Origin of the sequence: Rhodococcus sp. Q, assembly GCF_005503035.1 — a bacterium.
In the GTDB taxonomy this organism is placed as follows: Bacteria; Actinomycetota; Actinomycetes; order Mycobacteriales; family Mycobacteriaceae; genus Rhodococcus_G.
Map to the genome: position 1 here is coordinate 223,045 of NZ_SCOY01000006.1, position 19,199 is coordinate 242,243.

Consider the following 19,199-nt stretch of genomic DNA (forward strand, 5'->3'; position numbering starts at 1 on the left):
TGGTACCGATCAGCCGCAACGGCGGCACCTGCGTTCGGAGGCGAATTTCGGCGATCCGTCCGCATGGGCGACAACGAACGGCTAACCTTCCGTCACTTTCTGGACAATTGTCCAACATGGCGGTGAAGGAGTGCCTGTGCCCTGGTTGTCGTCCATCCGTTTCGCTCCGATCGCCGCGGTCGCCGCGATTCTCGGGGCACTTCTCTGCGCGACACCCGCGACCGCCGTCGCGGAACAGGGTTTACAGAGCCGACTCCAGATCCAGGGCGGCGACATCGTCGACGAGTTCGGCCGGGTCGTACTCCTGCACGGCGTCAACAACGTCGACAAGGAGGCGCCGTACGTCATCCCCGGCGACGGCCTGACCCTCACCGCGGACGACGCGGATCTCCTCGCCGGGCACGGCTTCAACACCGTACGACTCGGGGTTTCGTTCGACGGCCTCATGCCCGACCGCGGCGTGATCGACCCCGCCTACATCGACCGGATCGCGACGGTCGTCGACATGCTGGGATCACGTGGCATCTCCGTCCTTCTCGACAACCACCAGGACGGAATCGGAAAGCCCTGGGGTGGCAACGGTTTCCCGGAATGGTCGATCCGTGCACGCCCACAGTCGTGGGAGCCGAACCCGGGCTTCCCCCTGAACTACCTGATGCCCAGCATGAACGTCGCGTGGGATGCCGTGTGGGACAACGAGGACGGAGTACTCGATCACCTCGGTACCGCTCTGGCCGCGCTGGTGGACCGCGTCGAGGGAATGCCGGGTGTGCTCGGTGTCGAGTTGATGAACGAGCCGTGGCCCGGCTCGCCGTTCCTGACGTGCTTCCCGAACGGATGCCCCGAATTCGACCGCAAGTACCAGGACGCGATGCAGCGGCTGACCGACCGCATCCGACTCGCCGACCCGACCGTGCCGGTCTTCTGGGAGCCGAACGTGACTTGGAACGAGACAATGCCCAGCAACCTGGGCAACCCTCCGCACACACCGGCGATCACCGACCCGAACATCGGCCTGTCCGTGCACGATTACTGCATTCCGAGCCAGCTGAGCATCTACGTCGGCCTCCCCACCGGACTCGTAGCGTCGTGCCCCGCCCAACACGACAAGACGTGGTTCAACGTTGACACCCTCGCTGCCCGAACCGGTCGGCCGGTGCTGGTCACCGAGTTCGGCGACGTCGATCCGGACGTCCTGGCGGCGACGGTCGCCCGCGCCGACGAGCGGTTCATCGGCTGGCACTACTGGCACTACAGGTCGAAGTTCGGACCCGGCGGGGGCACCGACCCGTTCCGGGGCGGGGTGGGATCGCAGTTGGTCCGCACCTACCCGCAGGCGACGGCGGGGATCCCCGGCACCCTGCAGTTCAACCCTGACGGCGGCGACTTCCGGTACACGTACACGGCACGCGCCTCCGCGAAGCCCACCGAAATCTACGTCTCCGACCTCCACTACCCCGAGGGCGTCGTGGTCGCCGTCGACGGGGGACTCGTCACCTCTGCGCCGGGCGCACGCATCGTCACGGTGGAGGCGGATCCCGGCGCCGCGGTGACGGTCTCGATCCACTCCACCGACTCCGACGGGACGAACCTGCCCGGTGCGGCCGGCAGTGCCGCGGCATCGTCGGACGGCAGCTCCGGATCCTGACATCCCGCCCCCTGACGCGGACACAGAAAGGCCCCGAACCGACGGATCGGTTCGGGGCCTTTCCATCCCGGACGACGGTGCGGTCCGGGCCCCTCGGGGCGTTCCGTCCGCGGCCGCGACCACTCACGGGCCGCGTACGGAACGCACGATCTTCTCGCAGCGTCAGGCTTGCTGAGCCGCGCGGCGCCGCAGTCGACGAGCCGCTGCCACCAGGTTCCGCAGCGACGGCTCCAACTGCCAGTAGTGGCGGGTCTTGAGGCCACCGTCGGGATTCGCCCACAGTCGGTCGAGATCGACCGACTCGGCTGCCTCGGTGAGCAGTTCGTCGAGTTCGTCGATGTCGGGGATCCGCGCGGAACGGGACTCGTACACGCCCGGACCGACACCGTGGGTGAGCTTGCGTTCCTTGAGCGCGTCGAGCACCCAGTCGATGGACCTGGTGGCGACGATGGCCGTCACGTCGCAGTCCATGCGCTCGATGGCGTCCACCACCTCGATGCGGCTGGTGTACGCCAGGTGCGTGTGGATCTGCGTCTCCGGCTTCGCTCCTCCGGTCGCCAGTTTGAACGCGTCGACCGCCCAACCCAGGTACTCCGAACGGCCTCCCGCGCGCAGGGGCAGCAGCTCGCGGATCGCGGGCTCGTCGACCTGGATGATCGCGACGCCCGCCTTCTCGAGGTCCGCGATCTCGTCCCGGACGGCGAGCGCCAGTTGGTCCGCGGTTTCGTGCAGCGGCTGGTCCTGCCGCACGAACGAACGCGACAGCATCGTGACCGGACCGGTGAGCATCGCCTTGACCGGCTTGTCCGTCAGCGACTGCGCGAACCCGATCCACTCCACGGTCATCGGCCCGCGACGCCGCACGTCACCGAAGAGAATCGGCGGACGCACGCACCGCGACCCGTATGCCTGCACCCAGCCGTTGTGTGTGAACGCGAATCCGTCCATCAGTTCGGCGAAGTACTGGATCATGTCGTTGCGCTCGTGCTCACCGTGCACGAGGACGTCGAGCCCGATGTCCTCCTGGAGGCGGATCGTGCGCTCGATCTCCTCCTGGATGCGCTTGACGTAGTCCGGGTACTCGATCCGGCCCCGTCCGAGTTCGTAGCGCACCTTGCGGATCTCGTCGGTCTGCGGGAACGACCCGAGGGTGGTGGCAGGCACCAGCGGCAGGTTCAGCCGAGCCTGCTGCGCGTCGCGACGCTCCTCGTACGGCGCGCGGACACGCTGCTCGGGGCGGATCGCGTTGACCCGCGCCCGCACGTCGTGCTTCTGCTTGAAGTGCACCGACGTCGGCTTCTTGCGCCACCGTTCGGACGGGCCCTCGGTCAACGCCTTCGCCAGCGATACGACCTCGCCGACCTTCTGCTTCGCGAACGCCAGCCGGTCCGCGACGTCACCGTCGAGGTCCCATTCGGCGAGCACGTCGCAGGGCACGTGCATCAGCGAGCACGACGTCGACACCACGAGGTCGGGGATCACCTCGGTGAGCTGCGACAGGTACTTCAGCGTCACCATGTTGTCCGCGCGCCACACGTTGCGGCCGTTCACGACGCCTGCGTACAGGCGCTTGCGCCGCAGTCCGGGGATCTTCGCGAGTTCGTCGGGCGACACGCGGCCGTACACCAGGTCGAGCCCGATGGCCTCGATGCCCGTGCTCGCCAGGATCGGCAGTGCGTCACCGAGATTGCCGTACGGGCCGGTGACGAGGATGCGCGGTCGCAGCGGTGCGTGCGAGAGCGTCTGGTACGCCCGCTCCAACGCCGCGAGATCCTCGGCCGTGCGGTCCTGCGTGAACATCGGCTCGTCGAGCTGGATGCAGGTCGCCCCCGCCTTCGCGAGGAGCTCGAACAGCGCCGCGTACTGCGGCAGCAGGCGGTCCAGCAGGTCGAGAGGCGAAAAGCCCTCGGCCGCATCCGGTCCCGCCTTGGACAGCAGCAACAGAGACACCGGTCCGAGCACCACGGGGCGCAGTTCGATGCCGCGCGCCTTCGCCCGCTCGAACTCGTCCAGCAGCGCGGCGGCGTGGAGCGCGAACGGCGTCGACTCGGCCAACTCCGGCTGCCGGTAGTAGTAGTTGCTGTCGATGTAGCGGACCAGTTCGAGCGGCGGGAAGTCCGGCCGACCGCGCGCCATCGTGAAGTAGAAGTCGAGCTCGTCGAGCTCGCCCTTCAGGGGCGCGAAACGGGTCGGGACCGCGCCGAACAGCAGTGCATTGTCGAGGACGTGGTCGTAGTAGGAGAATGTGTTGCCCGGCACCTGCGTCAGGCCCGTCGCAGCGAGCTCACTCCACGTCTGCTCCTGGAGGTCACGTCCCACCGCGACGAGTTCGGCCTGCGTGGACCGGCCGTGCCAGTACGCCTCGAGTGCCCGCTTCAGTTCGCGCCGAGGGCCGATTCGGGGATATCCCAGGACACTGGAACCGTAAGTAGCTGCGCTGCTTGACATTCGTGTCGACCCTTCCCTCATGCGTTGCGCAGCCGTGCCGCCGATGCGCTTCGCGTCGATGTCACTGATGCGCTTCGCGCCCATGTCGCCGATGCACTTCGCGCCCGTGCGCGTTCCTTACCCGACTGGGGGAGATTCACGCACGGGCGCCGAAGGTGCCGATCTCGCTAGCTGGCCTTCTTGGCCACGCGCCCGTTGTCGGCGTACTCGTAGAAGCCGCGGCCGACCTTCTTGCCGACGAGACCCGCCTCGACCATGCGCAGCAGCAGCGGCGGCGCGGAGTACAGCGGCTCCTTGAACTCCTCGTACATCGAGTCCGCGATCGACTTGACGGTGTCGAGACCGACCAGGTCCGTCAGCGCGAGCGGGCCCATCGGGTGCGCGAGGCCGAGAACGGTCGCCTTGTCGATGTCCTCCTTGGTCGCGAATCCGGACTCGACCATGCGGATGGCCGAGAGCAGGTACGGCACCAGGAGCGCGTTGACGACAAAGCCGGAACGGTCGGCGGACCGGACGACCTGCTTGCCGAGGACCTCGCCTGCGAACTGCTCGGCGCGCGCCGTGACGGCGGCGCTGGTCTTGAGGGTGGTGACGAGTTCCACGAGCGGGAGCACCGGCACCGGGTTGAAGAAGTGCATGCCGATGACACGCTCGGGCCGGCTGGTGGTGATGCCGAGCTTCATGATCGGGATGGACGAGGTGTTGGAGGCGAGGACCGCGTCCGGGTCGGTGACGATCTGGTCGAGCTCGGCGAAGATCTCGCTCTTGACCTTCTCGTCCTCGACGACGGCCTCCACGACGAGCTGCCGGTCAGCGAAATCGCCGAGATCGGAGGTGAAGCGGAGGCGCCAGGCGGCTTGCTCACGCTCACGCTCGGTGATCTTTCCACTGCTCACACCGCGGTCGAGCGAGCGCAGAATGCGCGCGCGTCCGGCGGCCGCGAGCTCGCGGGTCTGCTCGTACACCAGGACGTCGACATGCGCACGGGCGCACACCTCGGCGATTCCGGCGCCCATCTGACCGGCGCCGATCACGCCGACGCGCTGAATCTTCTCGCTGGTCACGTCAGCTCCTCATCGTGTGGTGGCTCGTCATCGTCATGCGGGAAGGAAGACTGTGGTGAATCGGTTGTCCAACCCCGCCGCGGAGCCCGGGCTGTTGGTCCCGCGGCGGGGTGAACGATGAGTCGTCAACCGGTGCGGCGGCGCCGGGGAAGCGCCGCCGCGGGTGACTGGGTGGCAGTTCCTAGTGGAACTGGCCCTCCTCGGTGGAGCCCTTCAGGGCAGCCGTCGAGGTGTTCGGGTCGACAGTGGTGGCGATGCTGTCGAAGTAGCCGGCGCCAACCTCACGCTGGTGCTTGACGGCGGTGAAGCCACGCTCGGCAGCAGCCTTGAACTCGCGCTCCTGCAGGTCGACGAAGGCGGTCATGCCCTCACGGGCGTAGCCGTGCGCCAGGTCGAACATGCCGTAGTTGAGCGAGTGGAAGCCGGCGAGGGTGATGAACTGGAACTTGAAGCCCATCGCGCCGAGCTCACGCTGGAACTTCGCGATGGTCGCGTCGTCCAGGTGCGCCTTCCAGTTGAAGGACGGGGAGCAGTTGTAGGCGAGCAGCTGGTCCGGGAACTCGCTGCGGACGGCCTCGGCGAACTGCTTCGCGACCTCGAGGTCCGGAACACCGGTCTCCATCCAGATGAGGTCGGAGTACGGGGCGTAGGCCTTGGCGCGAGCGATGCAGGGCTCGATGCCGTTCTTGACGCCGTAGAAGCCCTCGGCGGTGCGAGTGCCGTCCAGGAACGGGCGGTCACGCTCGTCCACATCGGAGGTGATGAGGGTCGCGGCCTCGGCGTCGGTGCGGGCGATGACGACCGTCGGGACGTCCGCGACGTCGGCCGCGAGGCGAGCCGAGGTCAGGGTGCGGATGTGCTGCTGGGTCGGGATGAGCACCTTGCCACCGAGGTGGCCGCACTTCTTCTCCGACGCGAGCTGGTCCTCCCAGTGCGAACCGGCAACGCCGGCCGCGATCATGGCCTTCTGCAGCTCGTAGACGTTGAGGGCGCCACCGAAGCCGGCCTCACCGTCGGCGACGATCGGAGCGAGCCAGTTGTCGACCGAGGTGTCACCCTCGACCTTGGCGATCTCGTCGGCGCGCAGCAGCGCGTTGTTGATGCGGCGCACGACCTGCGGCACCGAGTTGGCCGGGTAGAGGCTCTGGTCGGGGTAGGTGTGGCCGGACAGGTTGGCGTCGCCGGCGACCTGCCAACCGGACAGGTAGATGGCCTTGAGGCCCGCGCGGACCTGCTGCACGGCCTGGTTGCCGGTGAGGGCGCCGAGGGAGTTGATGTAGTCCTCGTTGTTGACGAGGTCCCACAGGATCTCCGAACCGCGGCGAGCGAGGGTGGCCTCTTCGACCACGCTGCCCTGGAGCTTCACGACCTGCTCAGCGGTGTAGTTGCGGGTGATGCCCTTCCAGCGCGGGTTGGTGTCCCAATCCTGCTGGATCTGCTCTGCGGTCTTCGGGGTGCCGGTGGTCGACATCAAGACTCCACTCTCTTCGGATCAACTGCCCGTTGGGGACCTCGTCCAGTACGTCCGTACGGCTTCGCATCCTTGCCAGGGCCTTGCTGTGTACCTATCGAGAGTGACACAGGCAAAAACTGCCGTCTACCTGTTGCGAATGCCAACCTTGGCTAGTTTCTCAAACCGTATTGTTAACTTTGCAAAGCCCGTGACCCGTTCTAGAACAGGTTCCAGTCGCACGTAAGTTACCGTCAGGTAGCGAAATCGCAGGCAGAGGCACCTGTCGAACGGAAGACCAATCGTCCGCTCGGCGGACCTCCCTCGAGACGGCGATGCGTCCGTCCTCACGCGTCGACACGCCGAATGTGAGGGCAATCACCGAGGGCAAACCTTCGCATCGGAGCGAATCCGGGCGGCCTTCACAAGTCGCGCGGCTCGTGTCGGCGACCTTCGATATGGTCCGGGCATGGCACACCCCGACGACTTCAGCGCCCTCGAACCCGTCCGATTCGTGGCAGGAATCACCGCCTCCAGCATCATCTACTCCCCCGGCGGGCCCGAGTACCACGGCCACAGCTCCGTGCTCGACGCCCACGGAATCGAGGGGTCTGGATACGACTTCACCGGCGCGCTCCAGGCGGTCCTCACCGACAGGTCGCCGGAGTCGATGAGTGCGGTCGGGTTCGACCCGGAAGCCGGCATGGTCAGCGTCTACGGCAACGACACCGACGCGCTGCTCGTCGCAGCGAAGGAACTGCACACCCTCGTCGTCGACGCCGCCGCACTCGACGCCGCACTCCACCGCGCCGCAGAACTCGGCTTCGAGGACTAGGACTACGGTCACGGGGATGCGACTGCGACTGGGACGCCCCGACATCGCCGCCTACCGCGACCGCTTCGACGTGCCCCCGGCCCGCGACGGCCTCGCCGTCACGTTCCTCGGTGTGTCCAGCCTGCTGATCGACGACGGCTCGTCGGCGATCCTCACCGACGGGTACTTCAGCCGACCGACGATGGCACGCGTGGGGCTGGGTCGCATCGCTCCCGACCCCACCCGGATCTCGGCGGTCCTCGACCGAGCCGGAATCACCGCCCTCGACGCGGTGATCCCGGTGCACACCCACTTCGATCACGCGCTGGACTCCGCGGTCGTGGCCGAACGAACGGGTGCGGCACTCGTCGGTGGCCCGTCGGCTGCGCAGATCGGCCACGGGCACCCACTGCCTCCCGAGCGGATCGTCGTCGCGGAGCCCGGAAGCACCCTGCGGTTGGGCGGCTACGACGTCACGTTCGTCGCGTCGCATCACTGCCCACCCGACCGGTTCCCCGGCACCATCACGGCTCCGGTGCGGACACCGGTTCGCGCGTCCGCGTTCCGCTGCGGCGACGCCTGGTCGATCATCGTGCGCCACTCCACATCCGGCCGCTCGGCGCTGGTCCAGGGCAGCGCCGGCTACGTTTCGGGGGCCCTCGCCGGGCAGTCGGCCGAGATCGCGTACCTCGGGGTCGGCCAGCTGGGGGTGCAGTCCGACGAGTACATCGAGACGTACTGGCAGGAGACGATTCGGGCCGTCGGCGCCCGCCGAGCGGTTCTGATCCACTGGGACGACTTCTTCCGTCCCCTCACCGAGCCGCTGCGCGCGCTGCCCTTCGCAGGAGACGACCTGGACCGCACCATGACGGTGCTGGCCCGGCTCGCCGATCGGGACGGCGTCACACTCTCCTTCCCCAACGCGTTCGCTCGCGAGCACCCCTGGTCCTGACACCGAGGGTTTTCGTTGCCCACCGCGCGATCCGCGCCGTGGTGCACTTCTCGAACGGAACCGCCGCACCCTATGGTGCGTCCAAGTCCACGACCGCACCGCACACTCGACAGAACCGACCCGAAAGTGAACGCATGAGCACCCACCTGCCTGTTCGACGTCTACTCGCCACCGCGCTGCTGTCCGCGGCGGTGGCCACCGCCGTCACGGGGTGCGGCGGTGACGCGTCGAGTACCGCGGCACCGGCGCCGGTCGTCGAACTGTCGGCGTCCGCGACGCCCGCCGAGCGGCTCGAGGCGGCGGTGGTCAACACGTTGGCGGCGGGGCCGATTCGCGTCTCGTCCGTCGCGAACGGCATCTCGACGGAGAATCAGCTCGACTACTCGAAGCGGGTGACCTACTCGTCGATGGAGAACGACTCGTCCTCGCCCGTCAGTAGCGTGTTGATGCGCGACAACGTCGTCTACGTGCGGTTCGCCAAGGACACGAACGGCGCGAAGGCGGGGACCTGGTACCGCGCCCCCGCCGACGAGGGGATGACCCGAATGTTGGCGAAGTCCTTCGACATCGACTGGGTCAAGAAGGTGATCGTGAGCTCGACGGACATCGTCGAGAACGGCGCCGAGGATGTGAACGGCTCACAGGCGACTCACTTCGTCGTGACTCCCGACCGCGACGTCATGGTCGACCTCGCACTGCAGGCGATCCCCGACGCCCTGGTGTCCTCGGGCACGGTGACGCGGGAGGCCCTCGCGTCCCAGGTCCCCGCGGAGCTGCACTACTGGGTCAGCGACGCCGGCTACCTGGTGAAGGAGGACGATGGTTCCCAGGTCAAGACGTACTTCGGTTTCGGTGAGCCGCTCGACCTCCCGGAGTTCGACGAGTCCACCGTCGAGATGGTGCCCGCGAGCTGACAGGTCACCGGAACCCCCGCTGCACAAACCTTTTCGTTCAGTCGCAGGGCGATTCGACGCCGATCACCCCTGTGCACACTCCACACGGTGTGTGTGCAGGGGTGGTGCGACGACGGATGTCGCCTACTCCCGCGTCACTGCACGGTCCCAGTCCGAGAAGCCCGCGACGGGTGCACCCAGCGGCGCGCTGCGCTTGCGGCTGACGTAGTCGGCCGTCACCGAGTACGCGGCGCCGACGTACTGGCCGGACGCGTCGTAGGTGATCGACTTGTCCTGGGCGAAGCCCATTCCCGCGCCGACTGATACCGCGTCGATGTTCGCGCCGAGGAACACGTAGTCCCACGCGAACTCGCTCTCCTGCCGCGTGATCGCGGCCTTCACGGCGTCGAGCGCCCATTCGGTGCTGGAGTTCTCCTCACCGTCGGTGACGACGAGGACGATCACCGTCCCGGGACGTTCGTGCTCCGGAAGCGCGGCGAGCTCCTCACCGATCTCGGTGGTCAGCCGTCCGATTCCGTCGAGCAGCGCGGTGCTGCCCCGCGGGCGCAGTTCCAGCGGCGGTACCTGGTCGATCGGGATCGACGTGTAGACCCGCTCGTAGTCGTTGTCGAACTGGGCCAGCGTCACGATCGCGTCGCCAGGCTGCGTGCGCTGTTCGGCGATGAAGGCGTCGAACCCGCCCTCGGTGTCGGACTTGATCGACTGCATCGACCCCGACCGGTCGAGCAGGACGGCGATCAGGGTCAGATTCGGGTTCGTCATGGGAACTCCTGGGAGCGTTCGGGCCGACGGATCGGCGCCGCCTGGTGGCCAGCCCTGCAGGATGCCATCAGCCACCGACACGTCCGCCGAACATCCGCTCTGCGCAGGCCTTGTGGCGCTGCCACACGGCAGATCCACGCAGAAATCCCCTGCGCACACTCCGGAAGGTGTGTGCACAGGGGATGTGCGACCGCGTCAGATGCTCCGCATGACCGCCTTGATTCCGACCCACAGCCCGACCGCGCACGTGACGAGCGCGGCGACGATCCCCCATGCGACGTCGGCGTCCCACATGATGCCGGTGAACAGGGCGCGCTCGGCGTCGACGATGTAGGTCAGCGGGTTTACCTTCGACGCCGCCTGCATCCAGCCCGGTCCCGCCTCGAGGGGAAGCATCATGCCCGCGAGCAGCAGCAGCGGGAAGATCACCGACTGCTGCACTCCCCAGAACACCCACTCGCGGCCCTTCGCCGCGAGTCCGAGTGCGTACGACAGCGCACCGAGGCCGATCCCGAAGACGCCGAGGATCAACAGCCCGACCAGGACGTGCAGCGGATAGAACGTGAGCCCGAACGGGATCGCGACAACGGTGATGAGCAGGGCCTGGACGACGAGGGGCGCGAACTCCTTGAGCGCGCGGCCGACGAGGATCGAGGAGCGGTCCAGCGGGGTCGCGAGGATCCGTTCATAGGCGCCGGTCATCAACTCGTACAGCAGGTTGCCGCCGACCATGCCGGTGCCGAAGATCGCGATCATCACGAGCACGCCGGGCAGGAACCACTGCAGGGCCGACTCGCCCTCGATCCCGCCCGCGCCGAGCATCCCGTCGAGCAGCGGCCCGAAGAGGCCGAGGAACACCAGGGGCTGCAGCAGCGAGAAGATCAGTGAGAAGGGATCCCGCAGGACTACGAGGATCTCGCGGGTGAACACGGCTCCGGTGTCGTGCAGCCACTTTCCGACGCGGGAGCGGTCGGCGACGGGGTAGGGCGTTGTCTCGGTTCGGGTGATGACGTCGGTCATGCCGCCTCCTCGCGCAGGGACCTGCCGGTCAGGTTCAGGAACACGTCGTCGAGCGACGCGGGTTTGACATCGGTGGACGCCACGACCACACCGGCCGAGTCGAGCGTGCGCAGCAGCGGCGGAACGAGTTCCGGACCGTTGTGCGTCGTGAGCGCGAGGCGCACCGCGCCGCCGTCGGTGACGGTCTCGGTGACACCGGTGACCGCGGACGGAAGCACCGACCGCGCTGCCGCGACGCCCTCGCCCGAGACCAGCTCGACGGTGACGACGTCGTCGGCATAGTCGCGTTTGAGCACCGCGGGCGTCGCGTCGGCGATGACGGTGCCGTGGTCGATGAGCACGATCCGTTCGGCCATCGCGTCGGCCTCGTCGAGGTAGTGGGTGGTCAAAAGCAGTGTCATCTCGTTCTGCTCCCGCAGCCGGAGCACGTGGTCCCACAGGTTGGCGCGGGCGTGCGGATCGAGCCCGGTGGTCGGCTCGTCCAGGAACAGCAGCTTCGGATGGTTCATCAGCCCCATCGCGACGTCGAGGCGTCGACGCTGGCCACCGGACAGCGACTGCACCGTCCGCTTCTCCATCCCCGTCAGTTCGAGGGCCTCGAGCAGGTCGGCGGAGCGTCGGCGTGCTACGTCGGCGGGCACGGAGTAGAACCGCGCCTGGTTGCGCAGCTCGTCTCCCACCCGGTACGAGTAGCCGCCCGCGTTGCCCTGCCCGACGTACCCGATGCGCGCGCGGACGTCGGCGGGGTTGCGGACGACGTCGCAGCCGGCGACCTCCGCGGTCCCGGACGTGGGGCTCAGCACCGAGGTGAGCATCCGCATCGTGGTGGACTTCCCGGCCCCGTTGGGGCCGAGGAACGCGACGAGTTCCCCCTGTTTCACATCGAGGTCGACGCCCTTGACCGCTTCCACGGTCTCCTTCTTGCGACGAAAGGTCTTCGTGAGCCCCCTCGCCCGAATCGCATTTTCCGTACGCCGTACCGATTCAGTCACGAGATTTACGGTACGCTGCACGAGAAATCCGCGCAACGGCATTTTTTCCGGAAGGTTCCATGAGCGACGCGACACCCGAGACGCCCGCGGCGGACAACCAGCGCTTCGCGCCCCTCTGGGAGGACCCGGCACCGGCGGCCACCCGCGGGAGGCCCGCTCGCGTGAACCGCGCCCAGGTGGTGGACGCAGCCGTCGCTGTCGCCGATGCGAGCGGCCTCGATGCGGTGTCGATGCGGTCGGTCGCGCGAGCGCTCGGCGTCGGGACGATGACGCTCTACTCCCACGTCCCCAGTCGCGAACACCTCGTCGACGCGATGATCGACCGCGCCTACGCCGACTTCGACCTCCCCGACCGGGAACTCCCGTGGCGTCCCGCGCTGGAGGCCTACGCCCGCGGATACTGGTCGCTGCTGCGCACACATCCCTGGCTGCTGTCCGTCAATACATGGCGAATGCCGCTGGCGCCGAACGTGTTCGACGCCGAGGAGTCCGGCCTTCGGATTCTCGTCGACACCGGACTCACCGCGGGGCAGGTAGTCGAGACGATCGCGATCGTCAACCAGGCGGTGTCCGGGTTCGCGCGGGCCGCCGCCGCCGAAGACGCCGACGTGAGCCGTCAGGGCACCGACTACGAGGCCTACTGGGCGTCCCAAACGGACTTCTGGCAGAACACCTTCGAGCCGAGCCGCTATCCGACGATGACACGACTGTGGACCGTTGGCGCCTTCGACAACGGAGCGACACCGTTCGAACTGCGCATCGGAGCACTCCTCGACACCATCGAACTCCTCATCGAGAAGTCCGGCGGCAGCGCGATTCCCTCGTTCGACGACTGCATGGCGGTGCCGTGGCCGGATCCCGACACGGACTGCCCGGCGCCGCCGGACCCATCCGACTGATCGCTGCACTTCCCGGCCTCGGCGTTGCATCCGACGGCGTCGACGGGCCGGTTGAGCCTGGCGGCGCACGCGGAAGCTAAGCATGCAAAGGCTCGATTGCGAAGACCGTGGAACGCATCTAACCTGGTGCAATGGCCAAGACCTTCGTCGGGGCACGCCTCCGGCAGCTACGCACCGAACGCGGAATGAGCCAGGCCGCGCTGGCCAAGACGCTGGAGATCTCGGCGAGCTACCTCAACCAGATCGAACACGACGTCCGCCCCCTGACCGTTCCGGTCCTTCTCCGCATCACCGAGGTGTTCGGCGTCGACACGTCGTTCTTCTCGTCCCAGGACGACACCCGGCTGATCGCCGAACTCCGCGAGGTCGCGCTCGACCAGGAGATCGGGTTCGACGCGGACCCGCAGGAGCTCGCCGAGATGGTGTCCGCGCACCCGTCGCTCGCCCGCGCGGTCGTCAACATGCACCGCCGCTACCGCAACACCACTGCGCAGCTCGCGGCGGCGACCGAGGACCGGTACAGCGACGGCAGCGGCTCCGGCTCGATCACGATGCCGCACGAGGAGGTGCGCGACTACTTCTACCAGCGGCAGAACTATCTCCATGAACTCGACACGGCCGCGGAGGATCTCACCGCCCGGATGCGCTTCCACCGGGGCGACGTCGCGGGCGAGATCGCCAAGAGGCTGCAGAACGTGCACGACGTCCAGATCGTGCAGCGCATCGATCTCGGCGAGGGTGTCCTGCACCGGTACGACCCCGACGCCCGCGTCCTCGAGATCTCACCCCACCTGTCGGGTGGCCAGAAGGTGTTCAAGTTCGCCGCCGAACTCGCGTACCTGGAATACGGCGACCTCATCGAAAGTCTCGTCGACGAGGGCAGTTTCACGTCCGAATCCTCCCGGTCACTGGCGAAGCTGGGCCTGGCGAACTACTTCGCCGCGGCGACCGTCCTCCCCTACGGTCAGTTCCACGACGTCGCCGAGGACTTCCGGTACGACATCGAACGCCTGTCTGCGTTCTTCTCCCAGTCCTACGAGACGATCTGCCATCGACTGTCCACCCTGCAGCGGCCCAAGCTGCGCGGGGTGCCATTCTCGTTCGTCCGTGTCGATCGCGCCGGGAACATGTCGAAACGCCAGTCCGCCACCGGTTTCCACTTCTCGTCCAGCGGCGGCACCTGTCCGCTGTGGAACGTCTACGAAACCTTCGCGTACCCGGGCAAGCTCATGACGCAGATCGCGCAGATGCCCGACGGCCGCAACTACCTGTGGGTCGCGCGCACCGTGGAGCGTCGCGCGTCGCGGTACGGCCAGCCGAGCAAGACGTTCGCGATCGGCCTCGGTTGCGAACTGAGGCATGCACACCGCACGGTCTACGCGGACGGCCTGAACATCGAATCCGATGCTGCCGCAACCCCGATCGGCGCCGGCTGCCGGGTGTGCGAGCGGATGAACTGCCCGCAGCGGGCCTTCCCGCCACTCGGGAAGGAACTCGACATCAACGAACACCGCAGTTCGGTCTCGCCGTACCTGATCGCCGACACCTGACGACTACTGGTCGAGCGCGGACAGGGTTCCCACGCTCACCCACGCGGTGCGGTGCCCGGGTCCGGGCGACCGCGGTCGGGTCAGGACGTGTACGGCGTGGTCGTCGTCGACGGTGGTGACGGCAAGGCAGTGTTCGGATTCCCAGTGCACCGCATGCCGACCCGGTTCGACGGACCCGAGTCCGATCCAGGCGCCCCACGCCCCGTCGGCACTGCGGTTCCGTAGCCGAACCGCGCCGTCGGGCGTCGTGGTGACCACCGCGGGCTCCACACCGCCGTACGCGGCGACCGCAACGGATGCGGCGCCGTCGCCGATCAGTTCCCAGGAGTCCTCGGCGACTGCGTCCGACACAACTCGACTCCGGACTCCCCCGTCGTGCGTCACCACCACCACCTGCACACCGCCGGGGCACGGCGCGGTCGCCACCGATCGCGGTTCGTGCACACCGAGACGTCGCCACGTGCAGTCGTCGCGGCCGGGGTCGAGCAGGCACGACACCAATTCGCCGTCGATGGTGACGCCGACCAGCAGCACCGCGGATCCGACGGGACAGATGTGAAAGCCCGGCCGCAGCGGACCGCCCACGACCTGCCCGGCCGCGGCGCCCGACGTCCCCGCCATGCGGAGCTCCCCGTCGGCGGACAGGTGGAGCTCGACGGGACCGGCCGGCGTCGGCGCGGTGCCCGTGCGGTCGGCCACCACGCCTGACTGACCCACGTCGACGACACCGCGCAGGCGGAGACGTCGGAACACCTCGGGGTCCGGCATCCACCTCCCGGCGACCTCCCGCGATGCCGGGCGTCCCCCGCTCGGGCGGTATCCGGTGTGCACGGCGCCGAGGTAGCGGCCGGCGGCACCCTCCGCGAGAAGCCGGACCGTGTAGTCGGCGTCCTGGTCGAGCCCGTCGAACCGTGCCTGGTGCACCGTCCCCCGGTCCGTCCCCGCGAATCCCGGCCTCCGGCCGGGTGCGGTGATCTCCGCCCAGCAGGCGACGGGAAGGGCTGTGCTCCACCGCAGGTGCACCGAGTCCGCCCCGACGACCGCCCGGCTGACATCGATGCGCTGTGTCGGGGCCAGCGCGACCGGAGCCGTCTCGAGCACCGTCGTCAGGACCAGGGTCGCCAACACCTGCCCGACACCGGAGCGAAGCGTGAACGTCTGGGTCTGATTCAGGGCGACTTCGGTGACCGCCGATCCGGTCCGACCCGCCCCGAACGGTTCGTCTCCGCCTCCGTCGACACGTCGGCTGAGCCGCCCGGACGACAACAGTTCGGTGTCCCACACGACCGTCACCGGCCTGGTCTCGCGGACGCCACTCGGCACGAACGCGACCGGGTTGTCGGCAGGCGACACGGTCAGCGTGGCCATCGAACCCTCCTGCGATCGGGACACTCGCGGCATCGGTGTCCGTCACACTGACACACCAGCCGCTCAGCCTGACACATCTGCGCTGCGTCCGGAGTTTCGCCGGGCCGTCCCGACTGGTTGCAATGTCCCTCGGACGCCGCGGACGCGGTGCTAGCTTCCTACCGAACCAAGGACCACCGACGTCGAGGAGGCGCCATGGCACGCGATCCGCAGGCACTCCTGGCCGGCCGCCGGGTGCTCGTCACCGGGGCGGCACGCAGCATCGGCGGTGCCCTCGCCCGACGCCTCCATCAGCGCGGCGCGCGCGTCGCACTGCTCGGCCTGGAACCGGAACTGCTCGAACAGGTCGCGGTGACGTGTGGTCGAGCGCCGTGGCGACACTGCGACGTCCGCGACCGGGAGGGCGTCGATGCCGCCGTCTCCGAACTGGTCGAGGAACTCGGCGGGCTCGACGTGGTGGTGGCGAACGCGGGCGTCGGGGCGCAGTTGCCGATGTTGGGCGGCGACCCCGACGTGCTGCGGCACACCGTCGACGTCAACCTGATGGGCACCTATCACACGCTGCGCGCCGCGGGTGAGCACCTTGGCCACCCCGGCGGCTACGCACTGCTGGTCACGGCCGGTGCGGCCGCCGTGCACCTGCCGTTGCGCGGCGCCTACAACGCGACGTCCGCCGCCGTCGAGGCACTCGGCAACACGCTGCGGGTGGAGATGCGTCACCTCGGAACGAGGGTCGGTGTCGGCTATCTCGGCGAGATCGACACCGAGATGGTGGCGATCGGACTGGACAGCGCGGCCGCCGACAAGATCAGATGGTCGGGAATGTTCACGAGCATGTCGCCGCTGGACACGGCGGTGACCGCTCTGGAGAGGGGGATCGCGTTGCGTCGCAGACGAATCTACGCACCGGGGTGGGTCGGCGGGCTCGTGCACCTGAGGGCGCCGGCGCAGCGGGTCGTCGACCTGCGTCGCCAGCCGACGATGGCGGCGGCTCTGGCGATCGCCCGCACCGAACGGCCGCGGTTCACCACCCACCTTCCGGACCGAACCCGATGAGCGCCCGGATCGAGCCGGGTCGGCTGCGCCGCCTCGGCCCCGCCAACTGGGTGGTCTGGCGGGTGGTCTCGGCTGCGTCGGGCACCGCGGACGCGAAGCTGTTCAGTACCCTCGGCCGCGCCGGGGGCACCTACCGCGGCTGGCTGCACTTCGCGGCGACGGTGCTGCGGCCCGGCGGCAGGATCTCCCGGCACGAGACGGAACTGGTGATCCTGCGCGTCGCACACCTGCGGGACTGCACCTACGAGATGGACCACCACATCCGGCTGGGGCGGCGCGCGGGCGTCACGGCGGAACTGCTGGCGAACGTGCTCATCGGTCCGGAGGCGGGCGGTTGGAGTGACCGGCACCGCGCGATGCTCGCCGTCGTCGACGACCTGATCGCGACGAAGGATGTCTCCGACGGCGCCTGGGCGGGCCTCGCACGGCACCTCGACGACCGCGGGATGATCGAGTTCGTCCTGCTCGTCGGCCAGTACGACATGCTCGCGACCACCATCACGGCGCTACGCATCGACCGCGACACGTTCCGCTGATCCATTCACCCCGAGGGGTGGTCGCGCCGCTGTGCTCACACCGGACCGCGTGAGGGCAAGCCCGTGTGACGTTGTCAACGACGAGGTCTCCGCAGCTCACGGATGTGGCGTCCAGCCAGCTAGCCTGGCTACTTTCGGCCGCGACACTCGTCCGTGCCCCCAATCGGCAGGAAATCCCGCTATGTCCGTTGAGGTCCAGGACACCTCACACCCGACTTCTCCGAACGACAATCCCAACCATGCCCGCCGCTGGTTGGTGCTGTGCATCGTCGGGCTCGCACAGTTGACGGTCGTGCTCGACGCCACCATCGTCTCGATCGCCCTCCCGCAGGCCCAGCTCGATCTCGGGATCAGTGACGGCGACCGGCACTGGGCCGTCACCGCGTACGCGCTGGCGTTCGGTGCGCTGCTGCTTCTCGGTGGACGCATCGCGGACTTCTGGGGCCGCAAGCGCTCCTTCATGGTCGGCATGATCGGCTTCGCACTCGCGTCGGCGATCGGCGGTGTCGCCCAGACGGGTCTGCAGTTGTTCGCCGCGCGGGCAGGCCAGGGCGTGTTCGCTGCCCTGCTCGCGCCCGCCGCACTGGCGATTCTGACGACGACGTTCACCGAGGGCCGCGAGCGGGCCAAGGCGTTCGCGGTGTACGGCGCCATCTCGGGTGGCGGCGCCGCCGTCGGCCTGCTGCTCGGCGGCCTGCTCACCCAGTACGTCGACTGGCGTTGGTGCCTGCTGGTGAACGTCCCGATCGCGCTGTTCGCGCTCGCCGTCACCGCTCCGAACGTGCGGGAAACCAAGGCACACGGTGACGTTCGCTACGACGTTCCGGGAACGGTTCTCGTCGCCGTCGGACTCGGTGGGCTCGTGTACGGGTTCACGCAGGCCGAGAAGCACGGCTGGGACTCGGCACAGACGATCGGCTTCGTGGCCGCAGGCCTGCTGGCGTTGGCGGCGTTCGCGGTGGTGGAGAAGCGCTCGTCGCATCCACTTCTGCCGCTGTACATTCCGTGGGACCGCAATCGTGCGCCTGCCCTGATCGGGTCCGTCGTGATCGGCTCGGTGCTGATCGGCGGCACCCTGTACCTGACGTTCTACCTGCAGATCGTGCTCGGCATGAGCCCGTTCGTCTCCGGTGTCGCGTCGCTTCCGCTGACGGTCGCGATCACCGTCGCCGCCGGTGTCGCGGCGCAGGCGAGCACCCGCATCGGCCCGAAGCTGCCGATGGCCGTCGGTCCGCTCGTCGCCGCGGCGGGTCTGGTGCTGATGCTGACGCGGATCGACGTCGACAGCTCCTACTGGACCGTTGTGTTGCCCGCACTGCTCGTGCTCGGTTTCGGTATCGGCCTGATGATCGCGCCGATGCAGAACATCGCCCTTGTCGGCGTGCGGGACCACGACGCGGGCGCCGCGAGCGCCCTCGTCAACGCCACCATGCAGATCGGTGGCGCGCTCGGGACTGCACTGTTCACAACGATCTACGTGTCGGCGAAGTCGTCGGCTTCTGCGAGCAACCCTGCCGCGCATCCGTTCTCTTTCGAGGTGTCGGGTTACGCGCACGTGTTCGGGTGGGCGGCGGTGTTCCTCGTGATCGTCTGCCCGCTGGTGGTCGCATTGGTGCGGGTCACGAAGGACGAACTGCCCACGGAGGGTGCGGTCGGGGTGCACTGAACCAGCTCTGATCGAAAGCGGCGGGGCACCTGGACAATTCGTCCCGGCGCCCCGCCGCCA

General features: G+C 68.2%; 16 protein-coding genes. 9 read left to right on the forward strand and 7 right to left on the reverse strand.

Features of this window, described 5'->3' with window-relative positions:
* Positions 1–136 precede the first annotated feature (136 nt).
* A complete protein-coding gene (locus FFS72_RS09405; RefSeq protein WP_249353209.1) occupies positions 137–1,648 on the forward strand; it encodes an endoglycoceramidase I in 1,512 nt (503 codons plus the stop codon).
* Between the two features lie 162 nt (positions 1,649–1,810).
* Here FFS72_RS09405 and metE read toward each other — a convergent pair whose 3' ends face one another.
* The 3 genes from metE to aceA all read right to left on the reverse strand — a co-directional run bounded on the left by metE (position 1,811) and on the right by aceA (position 6,631).
* The gene (gene metE, locus FFS72_RS09410) at positions 1,811–4,096 is read right to left on the reverse strand and encodes a 5-methyltetrahydropteroyltriglutamate--homocysteine S-methyltransferase (protein WP_137873673.1); all 2,286 of its coding nucleotides are present in this window, start codon (positions 4,094–4,096) and stop codon (positions 1,811–1,813) included.
* Between the two features lie 167 nt (positions 4,097–4,263).
* On the reverse strand, positions 4,264–5,160 hold the full coding sequence (locus FFS72_RS09415; RefSeq protein ID WP_137873674.1) for a 3-hydroxybutyryl-CoA dehydrogenase: 897 nt from the start codon (positions 5,158–5,160) through the stop codon (positions 4,264–4,266).
* Between the two features lie 181 nt (positions 5,161–5,341).
* Entirely contained in the window at positions 5,342–6,631 is a 1,290-nt protein-coding gene (gene aceA / locus FFS72_RS09420; protein ID WP_050065544.1) for an isocitrate lyase, read from the reverse strand.
* A 448-nt stretch (positions 6,632–7,079) separates the two neighbouring features.
* Between aceA and FFS72_RS09430 the strand changes: the two genes are divergently transcribed.
* From FFS72_RS09430 to FFS72_RS09440, 3 genes are all read left to right on the forward strand, one after another.
* Entirely contained in the window at positions 7,080–7,445 is a 366-nt protein-coding gene (locus FFS72_RS09430) for an Imm51 family immunity protein (protein ID WP_137873676.1), read from the forward strand.
* Positions 7,446–7,461: 16 nt separating this feature from the next.
* Positions 7,462–8,376 (forward strand): MBL fold metallo-hydrolase, encoded by a 915-nt coding sequence (locus tag FFS72_RS09435; RefSeq protein ID WP_137873677.1) that lies wholly within the window; start codon positions 7,462–7,464, stop codon positions 8,374–8,376.
* 134 nt (positions 8,377–8,510) lie between these two features.
* Positions 8,511–9,290 carry a hypothetical protein gene (locus FFS72_RS09440; protein WP_137873678.1) on the forward strand — a complete coding sequence of 260 codons (780 nt, stop codon included), beginning with the start codon at positions 8,511–8,513 and terminating at the stop codon, positions 9,288–9,290.
* Between the two features lie 123 nt (positions 9,291–9,413).
* Here the strand turns inward: FFS72_RS09440 and FFS72_RS09445 are convergent, their stop codons facing one another.
* The 3 genes from FFS72_RS09445 to FFS72_RS09455 all read right to left on the reverse strand — a co-directional run bounded on the left by FFS72_RS09445 (position 9,414) and on the right by FFS72_RS09455 (position 11,983).
* Positions 9,414–10,052, reverse strand: a complete 639-nt coding sequence (locus tag FFS72_RS09445; protein ID WP_171018609.1) for a vWA domain-containing protein — start codon at positions 10,050–10,052, stop codon at positions 9,414–9,416.
* Positions 10,053–10,247: 195 nt separating this feature from the next.
* Entirely contained in the window at positions 10,248–11,072 is an 825-nt protein-coding gene (locus tag FFS72_RS09450) for an ABC transporter permease (RefSeq protein ID WP_171018610.1), read from the reverse strand.
* On the reverse strand, positions 11,069–11,983 hold the full coding sequence (locus tag FFS72_RS09455; RefSeq protein ID WP_249353210.1) for an ATP-binding cassette domain-containing protein: 915 nt from the start codon (positions 11,981–11,983) through the stop codon (positions 11,069–11,071). Before FFS72_RS09455 ends, FFS72_RS09450 begins: the two co-directional genes overlap by 4 nt.
* Before the next feature lie 140 nt (positions 11,984–12,123).
* Here FFS72_RS09455 and FFS72_RS09460 point away from each other — a divergent pair, with 140 nt between their 5' ends.
* Together FFS72_RS09460 and ramB are read left to right on the forward strand one after the other, a co-directional pair.
* Positions 12,124–12,963 carry a TetR/AcrR family transcriptional regulator gene (locus FFS72_RS09460; RefSeq protein ID WP_137873680.1) on the forward strand — a complete coding sequence of 280 codons (840 nt, stop codon included), beginning with the start codon at positions 12,124–12,126 and terminating at the stop codon, positions 12,961–12,963.
* Positions 12,964–13,094: 131 nt separating this feature from the next.
* A complete protein-coding gene (ramB, locus tag FFS72_RS09465) occupies positions 13,095–14,513 on the forward strand; it encodes an acetate metabolism transcriptional regulator RamB (protein ID WP_137873681.1) in 1,419 nt (472 codons plus the stop codon).
* Positions 14,514–14,516: 3 nt separating this feature from the next.
* Here ramB and FFS72_RS09470 read toward each other — a convergent pair whose 3' ends face one another.
* Entirely contained in the window at positions 14,517–15,881 is a 1,365-nt protein-coding gene (locus FFS72_RS09470) for a hypothetical protein (protein WP_137873682.1), read from the reverse strand.
* A 195-nt stretch (positions 15,882–16,076) separates the two neighbouring features.
* Between FFS72_RS09470 and FFS72_RS09475 the strand changes: the two genes are divergently transcribed.
* From FFS72_RS09475 to FFS72_RS09485, 3 genes are all read left to right on the forward strand, one after another.
* Positions 16,077–16,937: an SDR family NAD(P)-dependent oxidoreductase gene (locus tag FFS72_RS09475; protein WP_050065537.1), complete on the forward strand. Its 861-nt coding sequence runs from the start codon at positions 16,077–16,079 to the stop codon at positions 16,935–16,937.
* Positions 16,934–17,473, forward strand: coding sequence for a carboxymuconolactone decarboxylase family protein (locus tag FFS72_RS09480; protein ID WP_137873683.1), 540 nt, complete (start codon positions 16,934–16,936; stop codon positions 17,471–17,473). Before FFS72_RS09475 ends, FFS72_RS09480 begins: the two co-directional genes overlap by 4 nt.
* A gap of 181 nt (positions 17,474–17,654) precedes the next feature.
* The gene (locus tag FFS72_RS09485) at positions 17,655–19,139 is read left to right on the forward strand and encodes an MFS transporter (protein WP_137873684.1); all 1,485 of its coding nucleotides are present in this window, start codon (positions 17,655–17,657) and stop codon (positions 19,137–19,139) included.
* Positions 19,140–19,199: the final 60 nt, after the last annotated feature.

Bases quoted from the DNA above. Each gene is read 5' to 3' on its own strand.
- FFS72_RS09480 (WP_137873683.1), top strand. From the start codon at position 16,934: ATGAGCGCCCGGATCGAGCCGGGTCGGCTGCGCCGCCTCGGCCCCGCC.
- FFS72_RS09460 (WP_137873680.1), top strand. From the start codon at position 12,124: ATGAGCGACGCGACACCCGAGACGCCCGCGGCGGACAACCAGCGCTTC.
- FFS72_RS09485 (WP_137873684.1), top strand. From the start codon at position 17,655: ATGTCCGTTGAGGTCCAGGACACCTCACACCCGACTTCTCCGAACGAC.
- aceA (WP_050065544.1), bottom strand. From the start codon at position 6,631: ATGTCGACCACCGGCACCCCGAAGACCGCAGAGCAGATCCAGCAGGAT.
- FFS72_RS09475 (WP_050065537.1), top strand. From the start codon at position 16,077: ATGGCACGCGATCCGCAGGCACTCCTGGCCGGCCGCCGGGTGCTCGTC.
- FFS72_RS09450 (WP_171018610.1), bottom strand. From the start codon at position 11,072: ATGACCGACGTCATCACCCGAACCGAGACAACGCCCTACCCCGTCGCC.
- FFS72_RS09445 (WP_171018609.1), bottom strand. From the start codon at position 10,052: ATGACGAACCCGAATCTGACCCTGATCGCCGTCCTGCTCGACCGGTCG.
- FFS72_RS09440 (WP_137873678.1), top strand. From the start codon at position 8,511: ATGAGCACCCACCTGCCTGTTCGACGTCTACTCGCCACCGCGCTGCTG.
- FFS72_RS09470 (WP_137873682.1), bottom strand. From the start codon at position 15,881: ATGGCCACGCTGACCGTGTCGCCTGCCGACAACCCGGTCGCGTTCGTG.
- metE (WP_137873673.1), bottom strand. From the start codon at position 4,096: ATGTCAAGCAGCGCAGCTACTTACGGTTCCAGTGTCCTGGGATATCCC.
- ramB (WP_137873681.1), top strand. From the start codon at position 13,095: ATGGCCAAGACCTTCGTCGGGGCACGCCTCCGGCAGCTACGCACCGAA.
- FFS72_RS09435 (WP_137873677.1), top strand. From the start codon at position 7,462: ATGCGACTGCGACTGGGACGCCCCGACATCGCCGCCTACCGCGACCGC.
- FFS72_RS09430 (WP_137873676.1), top strand. From the start codon at position 7,080: ATGGCACACCCCGACGACTTCAGCGCCCTCGAACCCGTCCGATTCGTG.